Below are 19,746 nucleotides of genomic sequence, written 5' to 3' on the forward strand. Positions count from 1 at the left end.
CCGGGGGGTTCAAAATTCGCTATCGACCCGACGTGTAATTGATCCGAATGTTGGGAAACTCCTTAGCGAATTCTCCGATCACGGGTGTACAAGAAGAGCACGCCTGTTGCGAAGAGTGCAACGTGAGGCTCCCCTTGACCTTAGATGGCGCACCCAACTGATTGGCGATGTAGGTGAGCATCTTGTACTCCGTGTCATTCACCCGACCGTTTTTTCCGGTGGATGTGGCCGTGTAGCGAGCGGGATTTCCATTCCCGCCCACGACCGGAACGAGCCCTACCTGCTCATGCTTCCCACTCGTCGCCAGAAGGAGCAAGGAAGGGCTTCCTTCGATTTCCAGCCTCCCCGCCAGAGCAGCTCGGCGCTTACCTGCAATTTGCTTTGCGAACAAGACCTCTACTTGTGCTGCAAGCTCTTTGGAGGTTGCCTTCGTGGCTGCCCGAGCGAGCAACGATGACCCGCCAACGTCGAACGAACCCGTAGCCGGCTCACACACTGCGGGATTAGGGCAATCGGGGTTGAGTCGACTCCAAGCCTCGTCCATGTCTCCGGAAAGGAAGGCTGCGAGTGGACCCTGGGTGAAGGAATTCACGAATGAATCGAACATGGACGGGATATCGGGGCCTCCGGCGTTGCCCATGTTGTTCATGGTGTCCGACGGACCCTTCTTGGCACCACAGGCGTAGACCGGCCAACATGCGTTGCTTGATCCCCCGCTACTGGTGTTTCCGGAACTGTCGGTACTCGCCGTTCCGCCGCTGCGACCGGTACCTCCACCGGTGCCACCGGGACGCGGTGTGAGGTCAGTCGGATAGGCCGGGTCTACTGCATCCTTTCCAACCTTGCCTGGCCGGCAATGCCCATTTCCTACAACGTCCTCGCACAGACCAGTCGGGTCACTGCTCGTGGCCGGATGCTGGCTGACATAGGAAAATCCGTTGAGGGACTGATGTTGATCAAGCGCGAGCAGGGGGTCGACACTGATGAATTGGCCGATTGCTGGGTCGTACTCACGGGCGCCGATGTGGGTCAGACCGGTTCCTGCGTCGGCTGGCTTACCCAAGAAGGCCTTGTCATCGGGCCAGGTGTTTGCCTTCGTGCCCCGTGTGTCACCGAAGGGGCCGGTTCTTCCCGCCAACGCGGCGGTGTTCCGCACTATCGTGACGTCTGAAGGACCTGAACCGGCCCCGCCGACGCGAGGGTGCTCCGTGGCTGTCGGTGTCGCTAATGTCGAGCCCGGCCCTGCCCGCCGACGCGGGGGTGTTCCGCTCGGATCGCTGACTCACGGCCCGGTGGTGGAGTCCTCCCCGCCGACGCGGGGGTGCTCCACCCAACCGGCTCATCGCCGTGAAGCCGGCCCCGTCCTCCCTGCCAACGCGGAGGTGTTCCGTTCATTGACGCCAGTCACTTCGGCGGCGGTGCGTCTCCCCGCCAACGCGGGGGTGCTCCGATGGTGCTGTACTCGTTGAACGTGTCGGCGATGTCCTCCCCGCCAACGCGGGGGTGTTCCGCCGTGCAGGGTCCCGGCCGCGGACTGCATGTGGTCCTCCCTGCCGACGCGGGGGTGTTCCGCAGCGGGCCGCGGATCGTGGACCGTTCAGTCGGTCCTCCCCGCCGACGCGGGTGTTCCGTACAGCGAGGCCCGGACCGGGTCCTCAACGACGTCCTCCTCGCCGGCGCGGGGGTGTTCCGGTCCCGAACAACTTCGTGATCAGCCCGGAGAAGTCCTCCCCGCCGACACGGGGGTGCTCCGTGCGATGACTACGTGAGGAGCATCCGCGCCGCGTCCTCCCCGCCAACGCGGGGGTGCTCCGGTGGACGAGGCTCGTCGCCTCGCCAAGGAACAGTTTTCCCCGCCGACGCGGGGGTGCTCCGGCCGAGACCTCCGCGGCGCAGAACAGTGTCCTGTCCTCCCCGCCGACGCGGGGGTGTTCCGTCGGTCGTCGCCGGCGTCGCTGCCGGCGCCGCGTCCTCCCCGCCGACGCGGGGTGTTCCCACCGGGGCGTCGTCGGCCGGGGCCTCGATCTCGTCCTCCCCGCCGACGCGGGGGGGGTTCTGTACGCGATCCCCATCGGCTCGTACGGGCAGATGACGCGGGGGTAATCCGACTGGCGGGATGGTGCGTTCGAACGCGGTGGCTTCTTCTCCGCCGACGCGGGGGTGTTCCGCCGATGAGGGCGGCCTGGGTGCCGTTGGTCGAGTCCTCCCCGCTGACGCGGTGGTGTTCCGACCCGAGTTGAGCACTGAGGAGCAGGCCCCCAGTCCTCCCCGCCGACGCGGGGGTGTTCCGCCGCCGATGCTGGCGACGATGAGGGTCTGCCGGTCCTCCCCGCCGACGCGGGGGTGTTCCGTCGACGGGGTCCGCCTCGCGGGCCGCCTCCGAGTCCTCCCCGCCGACGCGGGGGGTCCGCCGCGGGACGAGACCGTGGACAAGTTCACGCGGTCCTCCCCGCCAACGCGGGGGTGTTCCGAGGACGACGATGGCGACGAATCCGAGGCAGGCGTCCTCCCTGCCGACACGGGAGTGTTCCGCGATCATGAGTCTCGGTGAGGCCGAGTGAGGCGTCCTCCCCGCCGACGCGGGGGTGTTCCGGAGCAGCAGGTTCTTGAGCTGGAGGCGAGGGAGTCCTCCCCGCCGACGCGGGGGTGTTCCGTACAGCACGGCCTGCTGGTAGTCGACGGCCCGGCCCTCCCCGCCGGCGCGGGGGTGTCCCGCCGTCCCCGGGGAACTCCGTCTCATACTCGGTGTCCTCCCCGCCGACGCGGGGTGCTCCGCTCATGCTGCAAGTCGCCGCGCACCTCGACACGTCCTCCCCGCCAACGCGGGGGTGCTTCGGTTCCCGGGCGCTGGCTCGTCGACCTGTCAGGGTCCTCCCCGCCAACGCGGGGTGCTCCGGGCACCTGGCTTGCGGGCGCTGCGCTCGCGGCCTCCTCCCCGCCGACGCGGGGGTGATCCGTCCCGGCAGGTGCACTGCAGGGTCGCGCCGTCGTCCTCCCCGCCGATGCGGGGGTGCTCCGTCGTCGACCCGGGTCCATTCAGTGCCGCCCACGTCCTCCCCGCTGACGCGGGGGTGTTCCGTCGTCCCGCCGATGCCGGAACAGCCGCCGGTCGTCCTCCCCGCCGACGCGGAGGTGTTCCGGAGAACGAGGCGACGATCCGAGGGGCGTTCGTGTCCTCCCCGCCGACGCGGGGGTGTTCCGCCGTCCTTGTCCCGGGCGATCCTCGGCTTGCCGTCCTCCCCGCCGACGCGGGGGTGTTCGGGAGGCGTCGCCGGGGTCGTACGGGTCGACCTCGTCCTCCCCGCCGACGCGAGGGTGTTCCGCCCGGATCGCTGCGCGACGCCATCGCCGCGCCGGGTCTCCCCGCCGACGCGGGGATGTTCCGTTCCGTCCCGATGGGGGACTGGACATCACGGTGTCCTCCCCACCGACGTGGGGGTGTTCCGGATCCGTGGGAACTGCTGTGGTGAAACAACCCGTCTTCCCCGCCGACGCGGGGGCGTTTCGGTGTCTGCGACGATCACGTGGGTGCGGGGTTTGTCCTCCCGCCGACGCGAGGGTGTTCCGGTCGCGATGGGGATGGTGACGGTGGTCGGGTCGTCCTTCCACCAGCGCGGGGGTGCTCCGGAGTACCGTCGTCGCCAGACCTCCGTCCTCCGCGCCGACGCGGGGGTGTTCCGATCGCCGAGACCGCGCACGGCCTGAACGTCTCGTCCGCCCCGCCGACGCGAGGTCTTCCGATCCACACCATGCGGGCCGAGATGGACCGCAAGTCCGCGCCAACGCGGGGGTGTTCCGCAGCAGCGGCTGCGGCCTGGCATGACCCAGCAGTCCTCCCCGCCTACGCGGGGGTGTTCCGTACGGGGCGTCCCCCGGCGCTCGTACACCGCAACCCTCCCCGCCGACGCGGGGGTGCTCCGGCCGTCGACGACACCGCGCGCATGCTCGGCGCGTCCTCCCCGCCGACGCGGGGATGTTCCGGGGTGCGCACCCGCTCGACGTGCTGCGCGCCGCGTCCTCCCCGCCGACGCGGGAGTGTTCCGGCGGGGACCGGGGTGGTGTCGCGGAAGCTGGTGTCCTCCCCGCCGACGCGGGGGGGGCCGATGTACACCCTGCCCGGCACGGCCTCGCGCAGGTCCTCCCCGCCGACGCGGGTGTTCCGGCGCACGCGGCAGTCGCGGCCGTCGCCGTCGAGTCCTCCCCGCCGACACGGGGGTGTTCCGCCCCACCCAATCGCCGTAATCGCCCGGTTGTGGTCCTCCCCGCCGAGGCGGGGGTGTTCCGCCCAAGGCGACTGCCGGCCGCACTAACGAGGGGTCCTGCCCGCCCTCGCGGGTGTTCCGCTGGGCAGCACCGGCGGCTACACGGTGACGTTGTCATCCGCGCCGACGCGGGGGTGCTCTGAAGTAGGGAGGCCCTCGCATGCCGATGATCGTGTCCTCCCGCCGACGCGGGGGTGCTCCGGTCTCCCTGGACCACCGGGGCGTGTCCATCGAGCCCCCCCCTCGCCGACGAGGGGGGCTCCGTCGCAGTCTCCGCGGCCGTTGCTGTGGTCCTCGTCTTCCCCGCCGATGCGGAGGTGCTCCGCCGCTGGAGATGTCGGCCTGCAGGGTGCCGCGGTCCTACCCGCCGACGCGGGGAGGGTTTGGTGAAGGCAGGCGGGGCCGCGGTCGGTATCGCGTCCTCCCTGCCAACGCGGGGGCGTTCCTTCGTGACGGGTCGGGGCGGGGAGGCCTGGGTGGTCCTCCCCATCGACGCGAAAGTGGTCCGCTGGGCTGGATGTACGTCTGCAGATGCGAGCCGTCCTACCTGCCAACGAAGGGGTTTCCACCTGGCCGTGTCCGGCTGACGTCCACGGACGAGTCCTTTCTCCGCAGACGCGGGGGACATCGATCTGCCCGGCGACTCTGCCTAGACCATGCCCGTCTCGGTACGGGGCCGCCGGCGTCCGCGCGGAACCCGCAGCCGCGCCGTCACATGCGTGAAAGCGGGTGCGTCGCCTGCCTGGCCCTCGCCCTCCCCTCCAGCGTCCCGTTCCGGTTACGATCGCTGCCGCGATCGAGCGCGAGTTGCCCCCCTGCAGACATCTCGTCAGGATGACGCAAAAATGCGCCGAACTGGCGTGCCCTCGGTGCCGGTCTGAGATCCTAGAGACCGAGCGAGAGGGGCCGCAGGTATGGAGTGGAAGACCCACGGTGAGCGCCAGATTTACACCAATCCTTGGGTGAACCTGTGTCTTGTGGACGTCCAGCAGCCGGATGGGCGCAGGTGGGAGTACCACGTCGTCCGTCTTCGGCACTTGGCCGTGGCCGCGGTGGTCAACGATCGTCAAGAGGTTCTGATGATGTGGCGCCATCGCTTCATCACGGACTCATGGGCTTGGGAGCTGCCCATGGGGTTGGTTGAGGAAGGCGAAACTCCGGAGGAGGCGGTGGCCCGCGAAGTGCTGGAGGAGACTGGTTGGCGCCCCGGCCCCATCAAGCCCCTGATCTACGCGGAACCGGCCAACGGCATCACCGATTCTCAGCATCATGTCTTTCGAATCGATGGTGCGGTTCTTACCGGACCGCCCACGGAAAAGAACGAGTCCGACCGCATCGAGTGGATTCCCCTGGCAGAGGTGCGCGGCATGATCGACCGCCGGGAGGTCGTGAGCAGTGGCTCGCTTGTGGGTCTGCTGTATCTGCTCATGGACGAAGCGAACCGCTAACAGGTGCGAGGAGTTCCCTCAGTCTGGCCTCGAAGGCGAGGGCTTCGGGCTCATTCCTATGTGGGGCCAACTGACCGTAGAATTCGCGCAGGTGTCCGGTTACTCGTTCCGAAGCCACGGCCGAAGCAGGCTCTAGAGCTTGGGTGGCAGTATGGCATGCCTGGTCGATTTTGCCTTGGTCTAGCTGCATCCGTGCCAGCCAGAATGAGTGGAAGGCTCGGCCTCGCATATTGGTACGGGCCTCCCGCCGGAGAGCCTCCATGATTAACGGCTCCGCAGTTGCAGCTTCTCCCAGCCGGCCGTGGGCGATTCCCGTGTCTGCGATAAGTTTTGGCTCATCAAAGTATGTCACCCATGACGGGTCCGGGTCGCTGGTCTGGGTCTGCTCGAAATGGTCGTGAGCCTCGCTGATCGCGCGGTAGGTGGCGCCCCGGCTCCCGAGAGTGGCGTGGGCGAATGCTTCGCGCATGGACAGCATGGACAGCACTCGCGGGGTGGTACTGGGGGTTGAGCGTGCTTGATCCTGTGCGGCGGTGACGAGTGCCAGTGAGTCTGCGGGTTTGTCCTGGTAGGTGGCTTGCAGGCTCATGCACGCAAGGACGTTGGCCATGAACTGGCGGTCGTCGATCTCCTTGGCCAGTTGCAGCGCCTCGGTGAAGTAGACGCGAGCCTGATTGTATTGGCGGGCATCGAAGTAGGTCCAGCCGGTGAGCCGTGCCAGTTCAGCAGCGATCCGGTAGAGACCGTTCTGCAATGAGGGCGGTCGGTGCTCTTTCAGTAACGCCACCACGAAACGGAGCTGTCCCACAATGGCCGGCCTCAGTGCTTCCCCTCCATGCTGGTCGTCTCGTCGCCAGTAATCCTCGATGGAGGATTGGAAGGCTTCAAGGGTCGCTCCGCTCAATGGCATGTTGGCGGCCATGGCCAGAATGCTGTCGACGCCGGGGCCCGGCAGCGATGCGGGAGTTTCTTGCTCGGGCAGCGCTACTCGGGGGAGCTCTTGCTCGGCAATGGCGAGCGTGGGCGGCGTCTCCCATGATCGGCGGGCCAGTCCCAACATGTGCCCCGGGATGCGCAGCCCGTCCGCGATGCGCTCGATGACGTCCATGTGCTGCAACCTGCGACTGCCTGCGATCACTTCACCGACACGGCTTGGCGTCAGATCGCAGCGCCTGGCGATCATCGACGGGTAGATGCCCGCCCTGGTCTTCACTAGCCGGAACACCCTGGCAAAGTCTCGGGCCCGGCAGGCATCGATCATCTGCGGATCGGTGAGCAACCTGGCAGGCAATTCTTGGGGCCGGTCGGCGTCGGGCATCGGTTGACTCCCCCGCTGCGATAGTAACGCAACGTCGCTGGTGCTGTACTAGCCGCGATATTACCCAAGTTGGGTAACCAGGCGGACCTTTTGGCGATGGTCCGGGTTTCGCGATGCTCCCTGCATGGCGAGCAACCAGCAGACCAGACCAGGCATCGGTGAACTTGCGAAGGACACCGCTAGGGGACGTATCGGCGTCGTCATGGGTGAGCTCGGTGGACGGGTGCACCTCAGGCCGATCGGCGGCGGGAAGGAGTGGGAGGCCGTCCCGGAGACCGTGAAAGCCCCCAGCACGCGAGAGGAACTGAGCGCCCGCCTGGCCGTCAGGAACAGCAACAGTCGGTATGGGCTGTGAAGCGCGTCATCGGACGGTACGCGGGAGTTCTGTTCATCATCATGATCAGCGGATCGTGCGGCCTGGTGATCGGCATGGCTCTCGCCCTCGACCCATAGGACCCACCGCCATTGAACGCAGGTCCCTCGCACAAATCCCTCACCTTCGGGATCCTCCACAGCTGTGTTCTTGAGCAAGCCGGTGCCCGCTCCCCGAGCCTGAGGAGGAACCGCACCGCACCGGTTCACGCTGCTGGCAATCAGCCAAGTGCCACATCAGGAACCGCCGCCCCAGCGGGAGGGTCAAGTGCCGCCAGGAGAGCTCAGCCCGGTGGTACGGCCCGCCTCCCTCAACCCGGACTGCCAGCTGGCAAGCCCTCACGTGCCGGGACCTGCCGTACTCAGCACCAGCCCCGATTGAAGCTCCCCGGCAGGACGCCATGGAACTGCACGGCGCCTACGCCCTCGAGGACGACTGCGGCCTCCAACGCCTGTGGCGCGACATCCAGCACACCTACCCACCGGCCGGAACCGGCGAAGTCCAGCGCATCCGCCTGGCCGACGCCGCCTTCGGCGAGGACCACATCCAGTGGTCCGAACGCTTCGCCGCCGAAGCCACCCGGGCACGCCCCGGCCCCACGGCCGTATAAGCCCCCGTGCGCGGCGCCCGCGGATCCACAGACCGCCGCGCACGGGCCTCATGCCGCCGGCCCCCTCACCCCGCGGGGACCGGCGGCACCCCTCCCCACGACCATCCACTCAGCTGAGAAAGAGACACCGTGACCCCGTCCATGACGACCAGCGCACCGATCACTCCCTTAACGCCGACCCTGCAGCGCCTCGCCCAGCACCTCGCCAACGGCCTCACACCCCCGGAGGTCGCCACACGCACCGGACTGTCGGCCGTGACCGTCTGCCAGTACGTGCGCGACATCCGGGAAAGCCTCCACTGCCCGCCCCGCTGCAAGCGCCCGGTGATCGTCCACCGCCTGATCACCGAACAGCAGGTCGCCCCGCCCACAACGGACAGGCCGGCACCGGAACTCAGCGCGGACCAACTGCTGCTCCTGCGAGCCGTCGCCGAGCACAGCGACGCCCGCGACATCGCCCTCGCCGCCAAACTCGCCCCGGCCGACCTGCGCGCCGCGCTCAACCAGCTCCTCGCCGACACGGGCGCACAGGACACCACCCAGCTGGTGATTCTGGCCCATGGCTGGAACCTGCTGACGGCCGAGCAGGCCCACCGGACACGGAGCGGAGCCAGCCGGTGAGCAGGCCCCCAACTCCCGTGGGCCGCAGGGAGCAACACGCTGCGGCGTCGTTCACCCCGGCGCCCCTGGCCGCCGCATACGAGATGCGCACGTTACACACGGACGCCGAACGGGAGGAAGCCGCCACCCTCGTACAGGACCGGCAGCGCTGGCTCGCCCTGCGCGGTCTCCCGGTACCCGCCGGAGCCGACATCCCGGCCCTCCTCCGCGACCCGCAAACGAAGCCGGCCGGGCTGTTCGAGGACGAGAAGCTGCTCGCCTGCATGATCCCCAAGCGCGACCCCGGCCTCGGATGGGGCAAGGGCCCCAGCCTCTTCCTCGGAAGGGTCCACACCCTGCCCGACCAGCCCGACGACGTCACCCGGCTGATCACCCTGTGGGCATCCGACTTCGCCGCCCGGCTCGACCTCCCCCTCGTACGGGCCGAGGCACTGGCCCGCCACACCCTCGACGCCGAACCCATCGCCGCCTTCCTGCGTCGCCTCACCAACATGGGCTGGGAGGTACAGGGATCCGGCCCAGGACAAGAAGGGGACCGAGTCGCCCGCCTCGAGATCGCCGCCGAACGTCGGCCCGGGCTGAGCGCACTGATCGGCTGCCGCGTCCACGAGCCACACGCCGCCACTCCGGAAGAACGGGGCAGCACGTGACGACCGCTCAACCCAGACGGCCCGACCTCGCTCGCGAGCTGATCGCCCGCGCCCAAGCTTCGGCCACGCACCGGGCCCAACGAGTGCGCAACCAGCTCGACGCCCTCCAACTCGGCCAGAGCCGTCACGCCGATCACGCCAACACCAAGGTGCTGCGCCGCATCCTGGCCGAACACAACTGGCCCGGCCACCGCCCGCGCCGCCTGGAGCATCGCCCTGCACAGCGATGACGAACCCGACTTCCAGCGCGCCGCCACCACCCTGCTGCAGCGCGCGGTCCACGCCGGCGACGCGCTCATTCAGCACTGGGCACACCTGCACGACCGCGCCCTCATCACCAGCGGGCACGCACAGGAGTACGGAACCCAGTTCCTCCTGCGAGCAAACGGCATCGAACTGTGCCCACTGCGCGCACCGGAATCACTGGACGAGCGAAGAGCCAGCGTCGGGCTGCCACCCATCGCGGTCGCCCTCAACACGGTGCGCCGCAGGTACACCTCGATGCCGCGTGCCGAAAGCACGCTGGCCGACGCATTCCCGGAAGCCGCATGAACGAAGCCGCTGCCTGCTCACCATCCGAATACTCGTCCGCGCCCTCACTCCAGTCGAAGGACCGTTCACGTATGAAGCTCACCAGCGCCGTCATCGCTACCGGTGTCGCCGTCTCCCTCACCACCGCCGTGGTCGCAACCGCCCGGCTCAGGCAGGACGCGCGGCACCAGGCCGAGCGCAACGATGCAGTCCTCACACAGAACCAGCTCGGCTGGCTCACGCATATGTCCACCAATCCCGACATCGCCAAGCTCTGGACGCCCCAGGACATGGACGTCGAGGAGTACATGCAGCTGCTGAAGGCCAACCAACTCATCTGCATGCTCAGCCTGCGCGACCGCCTCGGCTTCGTCCCTGCCGGCCATCTGCCGTGGTACGCCGCTCAGCTGATGGACAGCGACGTCTGCCGGCGGTACTGGGCCCGCTTCGGCGACCTCCGCGCCCAGGAGGCCGAGGGAAACGAGCGCGCCGAGCACTTCACCCGAGTGCTGGCCCAGGCCGCGAAGAACCACCCGCACGCGCCGGCCACCGCAGCCTGACCGCACCACACGCCGACTCCAGGCGCGCGACCGCTCCCAGCCGACTTCGCTGCTCGTCACCGTCTGGTAGCAGACACCGGAGCCCGACGGGCCTCGGCACCCCGCATCACCCACTGCTAGGAGGCATGCATGACCGCCATCCAGGCCGAAAGGCCGACCACTCCCGCACAGGCAGATCCCGTGAAGACCGATGCCGACCCGTTCGGGCTCGACATCACCTTCATCGAGGGCACGCCGGCGACCGAAACGGTCCTGATGTGCAACACGGGCGACGCCTGCGGCAGCTCCACCACACCACCTTATCGGTGAGCCGGCCAGAACGCAGAGCGTTCGCCGATACCCTCCCAGCCCACCGGCACGGTGCCGGTCCTCCCCCCAACATGTACGACCAAAGGAACTTCATGACGAACACGACCGTCGAGCCCGATGAGGCAACCCGCCTACGCAATGACGTGGTGGAGCAGCTGCTCGCGGACGGCACGATCTTCTCGGCGGAGATCGAGGTGGTGATGCGCAAGGTGCCCCGCCACGAGTTCACCCCCGACACGCCGCTGGAGAAGGCGTACGACCCGTATGCCGCCGTGATCACCAAGACGGACGAGCACGGCGTGCAGCTCAGCTCCGTCTCGGCCCCGCAGATCCAGGCCATGATGCTGGAGCAGGCCAAGGTGCGGCCCGGCATGCGGGTGCTGGAGATCGGCTCGGGCGGGCTGAACGCGGCGTACCTCGCCGAGCTGGTCGGCGAGGACGGCGAGGTCGTCACCGTGGACATCGACCCCGCCGTCACCGACCGAGCATCCCGGCTCCTGGTCGAGCACGGCTACGACAAGGTTCGTGTCGTCACCGCCGACGCGGCCGAGCCCATCCCCGGTCTCGGTGAAGTCGACGTCGTCATGGTGACCGTCGGCGCCTGGGACATCGCCCCGGCCTGGACCTCACAGCTCAAGCCCCACGGCCGGCTCGTGGTGCCGCTGCGCATGCGGGGCCTCACCCGCTCCATCGCCCTCACCCAGATCAGCGGGGAGCACGGCACATACCTGGAGAGTGACTCGGCGCTGATCTGCGGCTTCGTGCCGATGCAGGGCTCGACCGCCCACCGGGAAGAACTCCTCCTCCCCAACGGCACCCCAGAGATCGGCCTGCGCTTCGACGACGGTCTGCCAGCCGATCCGCACCGGCTGGACAACGCCGTCACCACGCCCCGCCATGAGATGTGGACCGGCGTCACCATCGGCCTCCAAGAGCTCCTGGACACCCTCCAGATGACGATGGCCATCGCTCTGCCGGGCTTCTGCATCATGGCCGTCGACGAGGACCTGGACACCGGCGTGGTCGCCCCTTCGAACAAGCGGTTCGCCCTCGCTGCCGTCGAGGACGACTCCTTCGCCTACCTCGTCACCCGCCGCACCGAGGACAACAAGCACGTCGAGTACGGCGTGCACGCTCTCGGCCCGAACGCCCAGCACCTCGCCAACAAGGTCACCGACGTGCTGCGCGACTGGAAGGCCAACCACCGCGGCCGCCCCAGCCCGATCATCCGGGTCTATCCGGCCAGCACCCCCGACGACCAGATCACCGCCGACCGAGTCATCGACAAGGTGCACAGCCGGATCGCACTCTCCTGGCCCCCGGCATAGCGCCGGGAGTCAGGCCGTCCCGCACCACTCGAAGAAGAGGAAGGGAACCATCATGACGAGCACCGCAATGACCCCGTCCGCCCTCGTGGCCGACCTGGACGACGACTTCGCGCCCCTGGACGTGAAGGTCGTCATCGCCCAGCACCCGCACGGCAAGCTCATGTGCAGCACGGGCGACGGCTGCGGCACCACCTGCGCGACCGGTTCCTCCGCCTGCAACTCCTTCGTGGAGGACCCGGCCTGATCGAGGCCACCCCGCGCTGGTGGGCCGGATACAGCGCTGTATCCGGCCCACCAGCCGCCCGCCTTCCCCTCCCGCGTGCAGCCCGAAAGAAAGGGCCCATGGCATCTCGAACAGTCCCCGAATACCAGTGGCAGGGCGCCGCAATGCTGCGCGCCACCACCAGCCCCGGCCCGGCAGACGTACCCCGCACCCTCAACCTGGACGACGCGGACGTCACGCGCGGATGGCTGAACCGCATCTGGCAGCGCGAGCACTTCCGCAGCGCACTAGAACTGGCCACCCCCGCCCTCAGCGACGCCATCGAGGCCGTCGTAAGCGGCCGGCAGACCGGTCACCGGCACATCAGACGCACTGCGCTGTCGACGGTCACCTACCTGCTGCGGTGGCAGCACCGACCGACTCCGCTGGGCCTGTTCGCCGGCATCGCCCCCGTGGCCGTCGGACAGCGGGCGAGCATGCGCTGGCGGGACAAACACCGCGCACTGATCAGGCCGGACGCCGAGTGGGTCACCGACATGGTCCTGCGCCTCCAGCGCAGCCCCGCGCTGCTGCCGCGGTTACCGCTCACCGCCAACAACGCCGCTCGCGTCCGCGGGGACAGACTCGTCGCGCCGGGCCCGCCAGCCGACGGCCACGCCCTGCTCCTGGCCCCCGTCGAGGTATCGGTCCGCAACGCCCGGCCGGTGGCCGCCGCGATGGCCGCGGCCCGATCCCCCATCCTCTACGAAAATCTCCACGCCCACCTACGTGACCGCTTCCCGCAGGCCACCGCGGAAAAGATCGACGCGCTCCTCATCGCCCTGATCGACCAGCAGTTCCTCATCAGCAGCCTGTGGGCGCCCCTGACCACCGTCGACGCCTTCCAGCACCTGTGCAACGAACTGCACCGGCACCACGCCGAAACCGTCCCGGACGTGCAGGACCTGGTCCGCGCTTTGTACGCGGTGCGCGACGACGTCTGCTCCCATCAGCCGACGCTCACCGATACCAGCGCCAGCGCGATCGCCGAGCGGATGCATGCCCTCACCTCCGTCACCTCGACCCCGCTCTTCGTCGACACGGCCCTGGACTGCGAGGCACAGCTACCGCAGACCGTGATCGCGGAGGTCCAAGCAGCCGTCACGGCCCTGTACCGAACCACCCCACAACCCTACGGCTACCAGCACTGGCGCGACTATCACCGCCGGTTCCGCGCCCGGTACGGCGTCGGCGCCCTGGTGCCGGTGCTGGACTTGGTAGCCGACAGCGGCCTGGGCCTGCCGGCCGGGTACGTCGGCTCCGAGCGCGGTGCCACGCCGAAGCTGCTCACCGACCGGGACGAACTGCTGCTCGCCCTGGTGCAAGAGGCCCTTATGGACGGCCGCGACGAACTCCAGCTGACAGACGCGACCGTCGACGCCCTGGAGCAGGCCGCCGGCCGCGACGATCGGCTGTTCGTGCCGCGGCTGGAGACCACCTTCGAGGTCCACGCCCCCAGCACCACAGCCCTGACACGCGGCCACTTCAGCGTGCTGCTGACCTCCGTGCCACGGCCCGGAAGCAGCATGGCCGGCCGCTTCGCGCATGTCCTGCCACCCGAACAGCAGGACGCGCTCGCGGCCACCTACCGCAGCGCCCCGGGCACCCTTGCCGCGCAGCTGGTGTTTCCGCCGCGCCGCCGCCGCAACGAAAACGTCACCCGTACACCGCAGTTGCTACCGAACGTCATCGAGCTGTCCGGTCTGAGGGCGGCAGACGACACGACAATTCAGCTCGCCGACATCGCCGTCACCGCGGACTCCCGCAGCTTCCACCTCGTACAACTCTCCACCGGTCGCCCTCTCAACGTGCGAGTCCTGCACGCCCTGGAAGCCGGCACCCAGACCCCGCCCCTGGCGCGCTTCCTCGCCGAGGTGGGCCACGCGCGGTACGCCGCCTACAGACCGTTCGCCTTCGGCGCCGCCTCCCGCCTCCCCTTCCTTCCACGGGTGCGCTACCGCCGCACTATCCTCACCCAGGCCCGATGGCTGCTGATGGCCGACATCCTGCCCGGCCGCAGAGCCCCGATGGACCAGTGGGAGCACGCCTTCGCTGCATGGCGTGAGCGGCTCCGAGTCCCGCTGAACGTCGCCATGATCGAGCACGACCAGCGCCTTCCCCTTGATCTGTCCCACCCGGTCCACCGGCGGGCGTTGCGGGCGCACCTCGACCGCTCCCAGCGCCTGGAACTGCGCGAAGTCCCGGACGGTGACGCCCACGGCTGGATCGGTCGGGCCCACGAGATATGGCTATCCCTCGCACGGCCCGAAACCGCCGAGGAGCCCCGGCCGTACGTAGCCACACGGACCGCCACCGAGCGCTGCCTTCCGGGCTCCGGCGATGTCCTCCACGTACAACTGCACGCCCACCCGGGCCGCTACGACGAGATCCTCAGCCAGCACCTGCCCCGCCTCCTGGACCTGTTCGGCGACCCTCCACCAACCTGGTGGTTCACCCGCCACCGGGACATGGCCCGCCCGGACGCCGACCAGCACCTTGACCTCACCCTGCACCTGCCGCCGGATACGTACGGGACCGCGGCCAAGCACGTCCGTAGCTGGGCGGACAGCCTGTACGGCCTCGATCTGGCATCCGGGATAGTCCTGGCGCCCTACCAGCCGCAGACCGGGCGCTTCGGCGGCCAGGCCGCCATGAACGCCGCGCACCAGGTGTTCGCGGCAGATTCCACCGCCGCCCTCGCACAGATCCGGCTCGCCGAGCGCGCCGACGCCTTCGCCCCGCAGGCTCTCGCCGCAGCCAGCACCCTGAACCTCATCACCCACCTTGCACACAGCGCCACCGAGGCCGAAGAGTGGCTCGTGCACAACCTCCCCCAGGGCACAGGGCGACTGGAGCGGACGCTGCGCGATCAGGTGCTCAAGCTCGGCGCAGCTGAAGGTGCCTGCGCGCTCGCTTCTCTTCCCGGCGGCTCCCTCGTGACCGAAGCGTGGCGGGCCCGCGCCGTAGCCCTGGAAACCTACCGGCAGGCCCTGGCCGGGGACCGCCACCCACTCGCCGTCGCCCGGACCCTGCTCCATCAGCACCACGTCCGGGCCCTGGGCGTCGACCCGAATGCCGAGGCGACCACATTGCGGCTCGTACGGACCGTAGCCCTGCAACACCGGACGGCGAACCGATGACCACACCGGCCGCTAGCGCCGCGGCACTCGTGGAGCGGTACACCGTCCATCTGGCCGATCCCGCTCCCCCGCCCCCTCACACGCCATGGGCAGCGCAGTCTCTCGCCGACGGCGCCGCCGGGATCAGCCTGCTGCACGTCGAGATGGCCAGCCGCCACGGCAGCTCCTGGCGCCCGGCCCACCGGTGGATCACCACCACAGCCGCCGGGCACGTCAGTGCGGCCGACACCACCGGGCTGTTCCTCGGCGCCCCAGCCGTCGGCTTTCTCCTGACCACCGTCCCGCCACCCTTCCAGCACCTGTACGAGCCGGCTCGCAAGAGCCTCCACAAGCACATCAGCGATCTCGCTCACCGCCGCGTCGACGCCGCACTCTCCCGCATACGCGAGCGCGAACTCCCCACGTTCGCCGAATACGACCTCTTCTACGGTCTCACCGGCATCGGCACGTACTTGCTGCGCACCGATCCTGACGGGCCGGCGCTTCAGCGCGTTCTTGAGTACCTCGTCGCCCTGACCCGCCCGCTCGCCCCAGGCGGCCTCGGACTGCCTGGCTGGTGGGTCCGCCACGACCCCGCCCGCGGTGAATCCGCCCGCTTCCCCGGCGGACACGGCAACTTCGGCGCCGCCCACGGCATCACCGGCCCGCTCCTCCTACTAGCCCAGGCCATGCGCCGGAACATCACCGTCCGTGGCCACCGCGACGCCATCTGGACCATCTGCGAGCATCTGGACACCTGGTGCCAGCATGGACCCGCCGGCCCCTGGTGGCCCGAGCACATCTCACGCCGCGACCTCGACCGCGCACACCCCCACCACAACGCCCCCGCCCGGCCCAGCTGGTGCTACGGCACCACCGGCATCGCACGGGCCGGGCAACTCGCCGGGCTCGCCCTGCACGCGCCCGAGGTCCAGGCCTTCTACGAAGATGCCCTGCACCGGGCCCTGACCGACCCCGCGCAACTCGCCCAGGTCATCGACACCAGCCTCTGCCACGGCTGGGGAGGCATTTACCAAACCGCCGTCCGCGCAGCCGCCGACGCCCGCGACGCCCGACTTCAAGCCCTTCCGAGCCGCCTCGGCCACATACTCGCCGCCCAGGCCCGGCCCGGCGGCCTCCCGACAACCGGGCTGATCAACGGAGACGCCGGCACCGCGCTCGCCCTCACCACCCTCGCCTCGCAACAGGCCCCAGCAAACGGATGGGACGCATGCCTCCTGATCGACTGATCCAGCCGGAGCCGGATCCCGTACTCCGCGCGATCCTCACCGTCCTCGGCGGCCGCCTACCGCTCCCCCAGGCCGCCCGCCAGTACGGCATCGACGAGACGGCCCTGTCCGACGCTGTCGCGGTCTACGACCAAGCCGGCAGACAGGCCCTCGCCCGCCCCACCGCCACGGACGACTGGTGGCAGGCGTACCTCCACTTCGCGGACTGGACCAGCGCCGACCACACCTTCACCACGCACGTCCTGCCCCTGCTGCACGCCGCAGAATCCGCAGGGCTCATCAGCGGCTGGTGGTACACCAGGAAACACCCCTGCTGGCGCCTGCGTCTCCGCCTCCAGCCGGATGCCGGCGCTGAGCTGCACACCGCAGAGGGGGAAGACCTGCTCGGCCTGCACCGCCTCGTGACCGACGGACACCTGCTGCGGTGGTGGCCCGGCATCTACGAACCGGAAACCGCCGCCTTCGGCGGCCCCGTCAGCATGGCCGCCGCGCACGCCCTGTTCATCACCGACAGCCAGGAAGCACAGCGCTTGCGGCTGCGCCGGAACCTGACCGTGGGCCCGCGAGAACTGTCCGTCCTCCTGTGCACGCTCATGATGCGTGCGGCCGGACTGGAGTGGTACGAGCAAGGCGATGTCTGGCACCACGTCATCACGAACGAGCACCGCTCGGCCGTCAACGAGGTCCCCCCAGACCACCTCCACGCGCGCGCCGAGGAAATCAGGCCCCTGCTCCTCGCCGACAGCGACGCCATGCTCCGCCCTGACGGGCCACTTAAACCCTTCGTAGAGTGGGTCACCGCGTTTCGCAGGACAGGGCAGACGCTCGGCCATGCCGTCGAGGAAGGCACTCTCGATCGCGGGCTGAGACAAGTACTCAGCTACCACGTGATCTTCCACTGGAACCGACTCGGGCTGTCCATGCGCGGGCAGAGCATTCTGGCCTCGGCTGCCCGAACGGCGATCTTCCACGACGCGCACGGTGTACGCAGTTGACGTGACTGCCGTATCTCCCACACCGTTCAGCGACCTGGGGTGAGTCGGCCCAGTGGGGGCAGGAGGCTGTCGCCAGGCCAGAAAGGCCGCTCGGTGGCGAGGCTGTTCAGGAACAGGCTGATCTTGTCCAGTGCCGCGGCTCGTTCGGCGGGTCCGTAGGTGACGAGGTCGTCGGCTGCGGTGTCGTGGACGCGTAGCTGGCTGTGTGGCCCGGTGCAGAGCAGGGCGCGTGGGATTTCGGGCAGGCCGAGGCTGAGGGCGTCGCATCGGCCTGTGTGGACGAGTTGGATCAGGTCGGTGGTGACGCCTTCCCAGTCGCCGATGCTGGGCCAGTCGGCGCCTGCGTTGAGTTCGTGGGTGAGGGTGGCCAGGGGGATGATCTCGCCCGGCTGGCGTCCCTGGGTGAGTAAGTCGTGGATCTTCACGCCGTCGGGTTGGCGTACGTGCGGGTGCAGCAGTGAGTCGGCGGCCACCACGGTGGTGTTGATCTCGCGGGTGTCGGGGCCGGGGTAGTACGGCTCATGGGCGAAGAGCAGGTAGACGTCCCGGGTGCGGGCGACAGGGCCGCATGCGGACTCAGACTCGGGCATGGGGTCAGTTCCCTTCAGCGGTGGTGTGTGCGGCGTGGAGTGCGGTCGGTGGGCCGTTCCTTCAGCGGCCGGTGAGAGGGCTTGCCTCTGGATGGGTGGTGGAGGTGGAGGCGCAGGTGGTGCATCGGCCGTCGCTGTGGGGGTGTGCGCGCCGGGGTGTGGGGCCGGGGCAGGTGCGGCAGGGCGGCCAGTTGAGGCAAGCCGGGCAGAGGTCTTCGCCTGGTGCGGTGCCGGGAACGCCGCAGCCGGCGCATTCGGCCAGGGCCCGGTAAGCGAGTGCTTCGGACACGGTCCGTGCGGCGGCGGAGGTGGTGGTGGTTGGGTGCTCTTCCACCGGGTCGCCTGCCGGGGTGGCGTGGTGTTCGGTCACGGTGGCCGGTGGTGGGTACGCCTGCGCGGCACGGAGTCGGGCGGCGATGATCGCGCCGACCGTGGTGCGGATCGGGCTCGGCAAAGGGCGAGCGCTGATGACGTGGTTGAGCTGCTCGCGCGTCCAGCCGGCCTTCAGCATCGCGGACACGGCTGTGCCCTGATCCGCCAGTGCGTGGCCGGTCAGCAGGAGTTCGGGACGCTGTGCGCCGATCTGAAGCAGCAGGCGCACTCCGGGTGTGAGGTCCGTCGGCGCCGGCGCGGTCCGAGGTGGCGGCGGTGCTTGATTCCGTGATCGTGGAGGGCGGGCGGCGGGAGGGAGGGGTCTGGTCTTCTGCTGGGTGGTCTTCTTTCTGTTGGTGTTCTTAAGGGGCCGGTCAGCCAACGTAGGGTCGTCCACGCCTGGATAACCCGACTCTGGCTGTGACCTGCTGGATCGCAGAGCGGGCAGGTCGGTGATGACGTAGGCGGCGGCGCCCAGAGTGCCGTCGGGGCCGCGTTCGCGTTCCCTCACGAGGAAGCCGTGGCTCTGCAGTTCCTTCAGACCGCTTCTCACGGCGGATTCGCCGTCCCTGCCCGCGCGGGCGATATCGGTGACGCTCATGTGCCAGCCCTCGCGGTGGGTGGAGAGCAGGCCGAACAACCCCTTGGCTTTGAAACTCAAGGTGCCATCGCGGAACAAGGCGTTGGCGATCTGAGTGAACTGATCGGCTGCCATCACCCCGCGGCGGATCCCCACCGGCCACCCGTCAGCGTGGCCGGCGGGCGAGGGTGCGGCCTGCGGGCTGGCCTCGGCCGCCGGTGCAACGTTCAGCGTGGCGGGACGGTCGGTGATGCAGTAAATGATCTCGCCGAGGGTGCCGTCGGGGCGCCGCAGACGTTCCCGGATCAGATACCGGTGTCGCTCCAGCTCCTGCAGGCCGGTGCGAACCGCTTCACGCCCGTCCGGACCCACACGCACCAGATCAGCGACTGTCACCTGCCAGCCGCTGCGGTGTGTGCTGAGGTAACCGAAGATCCCCTTCGCCTTAGACGACAACCGCCGATCGCGAAGGAGCGCATTGGCCACCTGCGTGAACTGATCCGCGCTCATGACGCCGCGGCGGATCCCCGCCCCGAAGCGGCTCACCGCTGCTCCTGCGGCGATGACC

The 19,746-nt window shown here is 69.0% G+C and carries 18 protein-coding genes, 2 pseudogenes and 1 CRISPR repeat array; of the genes and pseudogenes, 14 read left to right on the top strand and 6 right to left on the bottom strand.

Annotation, left to right across the window (positions count from 1 at the left end):
* Positions 1–19: 19 nt before the first annotated feature.
* The 3 genes and pseudogenes from ACIGAQ_RS36925 to ACIGAQ_RS36935 all read right to left on the bottom strand — a co-directional run.
* Positions 20–640 (bottom strand): deaminase domain-containing protein, encoded by a 621-nt coding sequence (locus ACIGAQ_RS36925; protein ID WP_399791069.1) that lies wholly within the window; start codon positions 638–640, stop codon positions 20–22.
* Between the two features lie 255 nt (positions 641–895).
* Positions 896–1,156, bottom strand: a pseudogene (locus ACIGAQ_RS36930) (RHS repeat-associated core domain-containing protein); the annotation flags it as partial.
* A 983-nt stretch (positions 1,157–2,139) separates the two neighbouring features.
* Positions 2,140–4,155: a CRISPR direct-repeat array (repeat unit 18 nt; unit sequence CCTCCCCGCCGACGCGGG).
* 759 nt (positions 4,156–4,914) lie between these two features.
* A pseudogene (locus ACIGAQ_RS36935) lies at positions 4,915–5,010 on the bottom strand (IS5/IS1182 family transposase); the annotation flags it as partial.
* A 166-nt stretch (positions 5,011–5,176) separates the two neighbouring features.
* On the opposite strand from ACIGAQ_RS36935, the gene ACIGAQ_RS36940 reads away from it, so the two are divergent.
* The gene (locus ACIGAQ_RS36940; protein WP_399790982.1) at positions 5,177–5,710 is read left to right on the top strand and encodes an NUDIX hydrolase; all 534 of its coding nucleotides are present in this window, start codon (positions 5,177–5,179) and stop codon (positions 5,708–5,710) included.
* Here ACIGAQ_RS36940 and ACIGAQ_RS36945 read toward each other — a convergent pair.
* Positions 5,688–7,028 (bottom strand): hypothetical protein, encoded by a 1,341-nt coding sequence (locus ACIGAQ_RS36945; protein WP_399790985.1) that lies wholly within the window; start codon positions 7,026–7,028, stop codon positions 5,688–5,690. The genes ACIGAQ_RS36940 and ACIGAQ_RS36945 overlap by 23 nt on opposite strands.
* A gap of 124 nt (positions 7,029–7,152) precedes the next feature.
* Here ACIGAQ_RS36945 and ACIGAQ_RS36950 point away from each other — a divergent pair, with 124 nt between their 5' ends.
* The 13 genes from ACIGAQ_RS36950 (at position 7,153) to ACIGAQ_RS37010 (ending at position 17,636) form a co-directional block, all read left to right on the top strand.
* Complete coding sequence (locus ACIGAQ_RS36950; protein WP_365744438.1) at positions 7,153–7,383, top strand: hypothetical protein; 231 nt, start codon at positions 7,153–7,155, stop codon at positions 7,381–7,383.
* 418 nt (positions 7,384–7,801) lie between these two features.
* Complete coding sequence (locus ACIGAQ_RS36955) at positions 7,802–8,011, top strand: acyl-CoA dehydrogenase family protein (RefSeq protein ID WP_399790989.1); 210 nt, start codon at positions 7,802–7,804, stop codon at positions 8,009–8,011.
* Positions 8,012–8,152: 141 nt separating this feature from the next.
* Entirely contained in the window at positions 8,153–8,632 is a 480-nt protein-coding gene (locus tag ACIGAQ_RS36960; RefSeq protein WP_399790992.1) for a DNA-binding protein, read from the top strand.
* Between the two features lie 83 nt (positions 8,633–8,715).
* Complete coding sequence (locus tag ACIGAQ_RS36965) at positions 8,716–9,282, top strand: hypothetical protein (protein ID WP_399790995.1); 567 nt, start codon at positions 8,716–8,718, stop codon at positions 9,280–9,282.
* Positions 9,279–9,512, top strand: a complete 234-nt coding sequence (locus ACIGAQ_RS36970) for a hypothetical protein (protein ID WP_399790998.1) — start codon at positions 9,279–9,281, stop codon at positions 9,510–9,512. The genes ACIGAQ_RS36965 and ACIGAQ_RS36970 overlap by 4 nt, the downstream gene beginning before the upstream one ends.
* Positions 9,499–9,834, top strand: a complete 336-nt coding sequence (locus ACIGAQ_RS36975; protein ID WP_399791072.1) for a DUF6624 domain-containing protein — start codon at positions 9,499–9,501, stop codon at positions 9,832–9,834. The genes ACIGAQ_RS36970 and ACIGAQ_RS36975 overlap by 14 nt, the downstream gene beginning before the upstream one ends.
* 71 nt (positions 9,835–9,905) lie before the next feature.
* On the top strand, positions 9,906–10,373 hold the full coding sequence (locus ACIGAQ_RS36980; RefSeq protein WP_399791001.1) for a DUF6082 family protein: 468 nt from the start codon (positions 9,906–9,908) through the stop codon (positions 10,371–10,373).
* 129 nt (positions 10,374–10,502) lie between these two features.
* Entirely contained in the window at positions 10,503–10,682 is a 180-nt protein-coding gene (locus ACIGAQ_RS36985; RefSeq protein WP_399791003.1) for an FxLD family lanthipeptide, read from the top strand.
* Positions 10,683–10,774: 92 nt separating this feature from the next.
* Positions 10,775–12,010: a methyltransferase, FxLD system gene (gene fxlM / locus ACIGAQ_RS36990; RefSeq protein ID WP_399791006.1), complete on the top strand. Its 1,236-nt coding sequence runs from the start codon at positions 10,775–10,777 to the stop codon at positions 12,008–12,010.
* 52 nt (positions 12,011–12,062) lie between these two features.
* Positions 12,063–12,254, top strand: a complete 192-nt coding sequence (gene fxlA / locus ACIGAQ_RS36995; protein ID WP_399791009.1) for an FxLD family lanthipeptide — start codon at positions 12,063–12,065, stop codon at positions 12,252–12,254.
* 98 nt (positions 12,255–12,352) lie between these two features.
* On the top strand, positions 12,353–15,412 hold the full coding sequence (locus ACIGAQ_RS37000; RefSeq protein WP_399791012.1) for a lantibiotic dehydratase: 3,060 nt from the start codon (positions 12,353–12,355) through the stop codon (positions 15,410–15,412).
* Positions 15,409–16,641 carry a lanthionine synthetase C family protein gene (locus ACIGAQ_RS37005; protein ID WP_399791015.1) on the top strand — a complete coding sequence of 411 codons (1,233 nt, stop codon included), beginning with the start codon at positions 15,409–15,411 and terminating at the stop codon, positions 16,639–16,641. Before ACIGAQ_RS37000 ends, ACIGAQ_RS37005 begins: the two co-directional genes overlap by 4 nt.
* On the top strand, positions 16,623–17,636 hold the full coding sequence (locus ACIGAQ_RS37010) for a thiopeptide-type bacteriocin biosynthesis protein (protein WP_399791018.1): 1,014 nt from the start codon (positions 16,623–16,625) through the stop codon (positions 17,634–17,636). Before ACIGAQ_RS37005 ends, ACIGAQ_RS37010 begins: the two co-directional genes overlap by 19 nt.
* 26 nt (positions 17,637–17,662) lie before the next feature.
* Here the strand turns inward: ACIGAQ_RS37010 and ACIGAQ_RS37015 are convergent, their stop codons facing one another.
* Both ACIGAQ_RS37015 and ACIGAQ_RS37020 read right to left on the bottom strand, forming a co-directional pair.
* A complete protein-coding gene (locus ACIGAQ_RS37015; RefSeq protein WP_399791021.1) occupies positions 17,663–18,226 on the bottom strand; it encodes a hypothetical protein in 564 nt (187 codons plus the stop codon).
* A 61-nt stretch (positions 18,227–18,287) separates the two neighbouring features.
* Positions 18,288–19,724, bottom strand: a complete 1,437-nt coding sequence (locus tag ACIGAQ_RS37020) for a hypothetical protein (protein WP_399791024.1) — start codon at positions 19,722–19,724, stop codon at positions 18,288–18,290.
* Positions 19,725–19,746: the final 22 nt, after the last annotated feature.

It is taken from the genome of Streptomyces sp. NPDC085932 (assembly GCF_044540525.1).
GTDB classification, from domain to species: Bacteria; Actinomycetota; Actinomycetes; order Streptomycetales; family Streptomycetaceae; genus Streptomyces; species Streptomyces levis.

Coding starts and splice junctions, on each gene's coding strand:
- fxlA (WP_399791009.1), top strand. CDS start 12,063: ATGACGAGCACCGCAATGACCCCGTCCGCCCTCGTGGCCGACCTGGAC.
- ACIGAQ_RS36950 (WP_365744438.1), top strand. CDS start 7,153: ATGGCGAGCAACCAGCAGACCAGACCAGGCATCGGTGAACTTGCGAAG.
- fxlM (WP_399791006.1), top strand. CDS start 10,775: ATGACGAACACGACCGTCGAGCCCGATGAGGCAACCCGCCTACGCAAT.
- ACIGAQ_RS36980 (WP_399791001.1), top strand. CDS start 9,906: ATGAAGCTCACCAGCGCCGTCATCGCTACCGGTGTCGCCGTCTCCCTC.
- ACIGAQ_RS37015 (WP_399791021.1), bottom strand. CDS start 18,226: ATGCCCGAGTCTGAGTCCGCATGCGGCCCTGTCGCCCGCACCCGGGAC.
- ACIGAQ_RS37010 (WP_399791018.1), top strand. CDS start 16,623: ATGCCTCCTGATCGACTGATCCAGCCGGAGCCGGATCCCGTACTCCGC.
- ACIGAQ_RS36940 (WP_399790982.1), top strand. CDS start 5,177: ATGGAGTGGAAGACCCACGGTGAGCGCCAGATTTACACCAATCCTTGG.
- ACIGAQ_RS37005 (WP_399791015.1), top strand. CDS start 15,409: ATGACCACACCGGCCGCTAGCGCCGCGGCACTCGTGGAGCGGTACACC.
- ACIGAQ_RS37000 (WP_399791012.1), top strand. CDS start 12,353: ATGGCATCTCGAACAGTCCCCGAATACCAGTGGCAGGGCGCCGCAATG.
- ACIGAQ_RS36945 (WP_399790985.1), bottom strand. CDS start 7,028: ATGCCCGACGCCGACCGGCCCCAAGAATTGCCTGCCAGGTTGCTCACC.
- ACIGAQ_RS36925 (WP_399791069.1), bottom strand. CDS start 640: ATGGGCAACGCCGGAGGCCCCGATATCCCGTCCATGTTCGATTCATTC.
- ACIGAQ_RS36965 (WP_399790995.1), top strand. CDS start 8,716: ATGCGCACGTTACACACGGACGCCGAACGGGAGGAAGCCGCCACCCTC.
- ACIGAQ_RS36985 (WP_399791003.1), top strand. CDS start 10,503: ATGACCGCCATCCAGGCCGAAAGGCCGACCACTCCCGCACAGGCAGAT.
- ACIGAQ_RS36960 (WP_399790992.1), top strand. CDS start 8,153: ATGACGACCAGCGCACCGATCACTCCCTTAACGCCGACCCTGCAGCGC.
- ACIGAQ_RS36955 (WP_399790989.1), top strand. CDS start 7,802: ATGGAACTGCACGGCGCCTACGCCCTCGAGGACGACTGCGGCCTCCAA.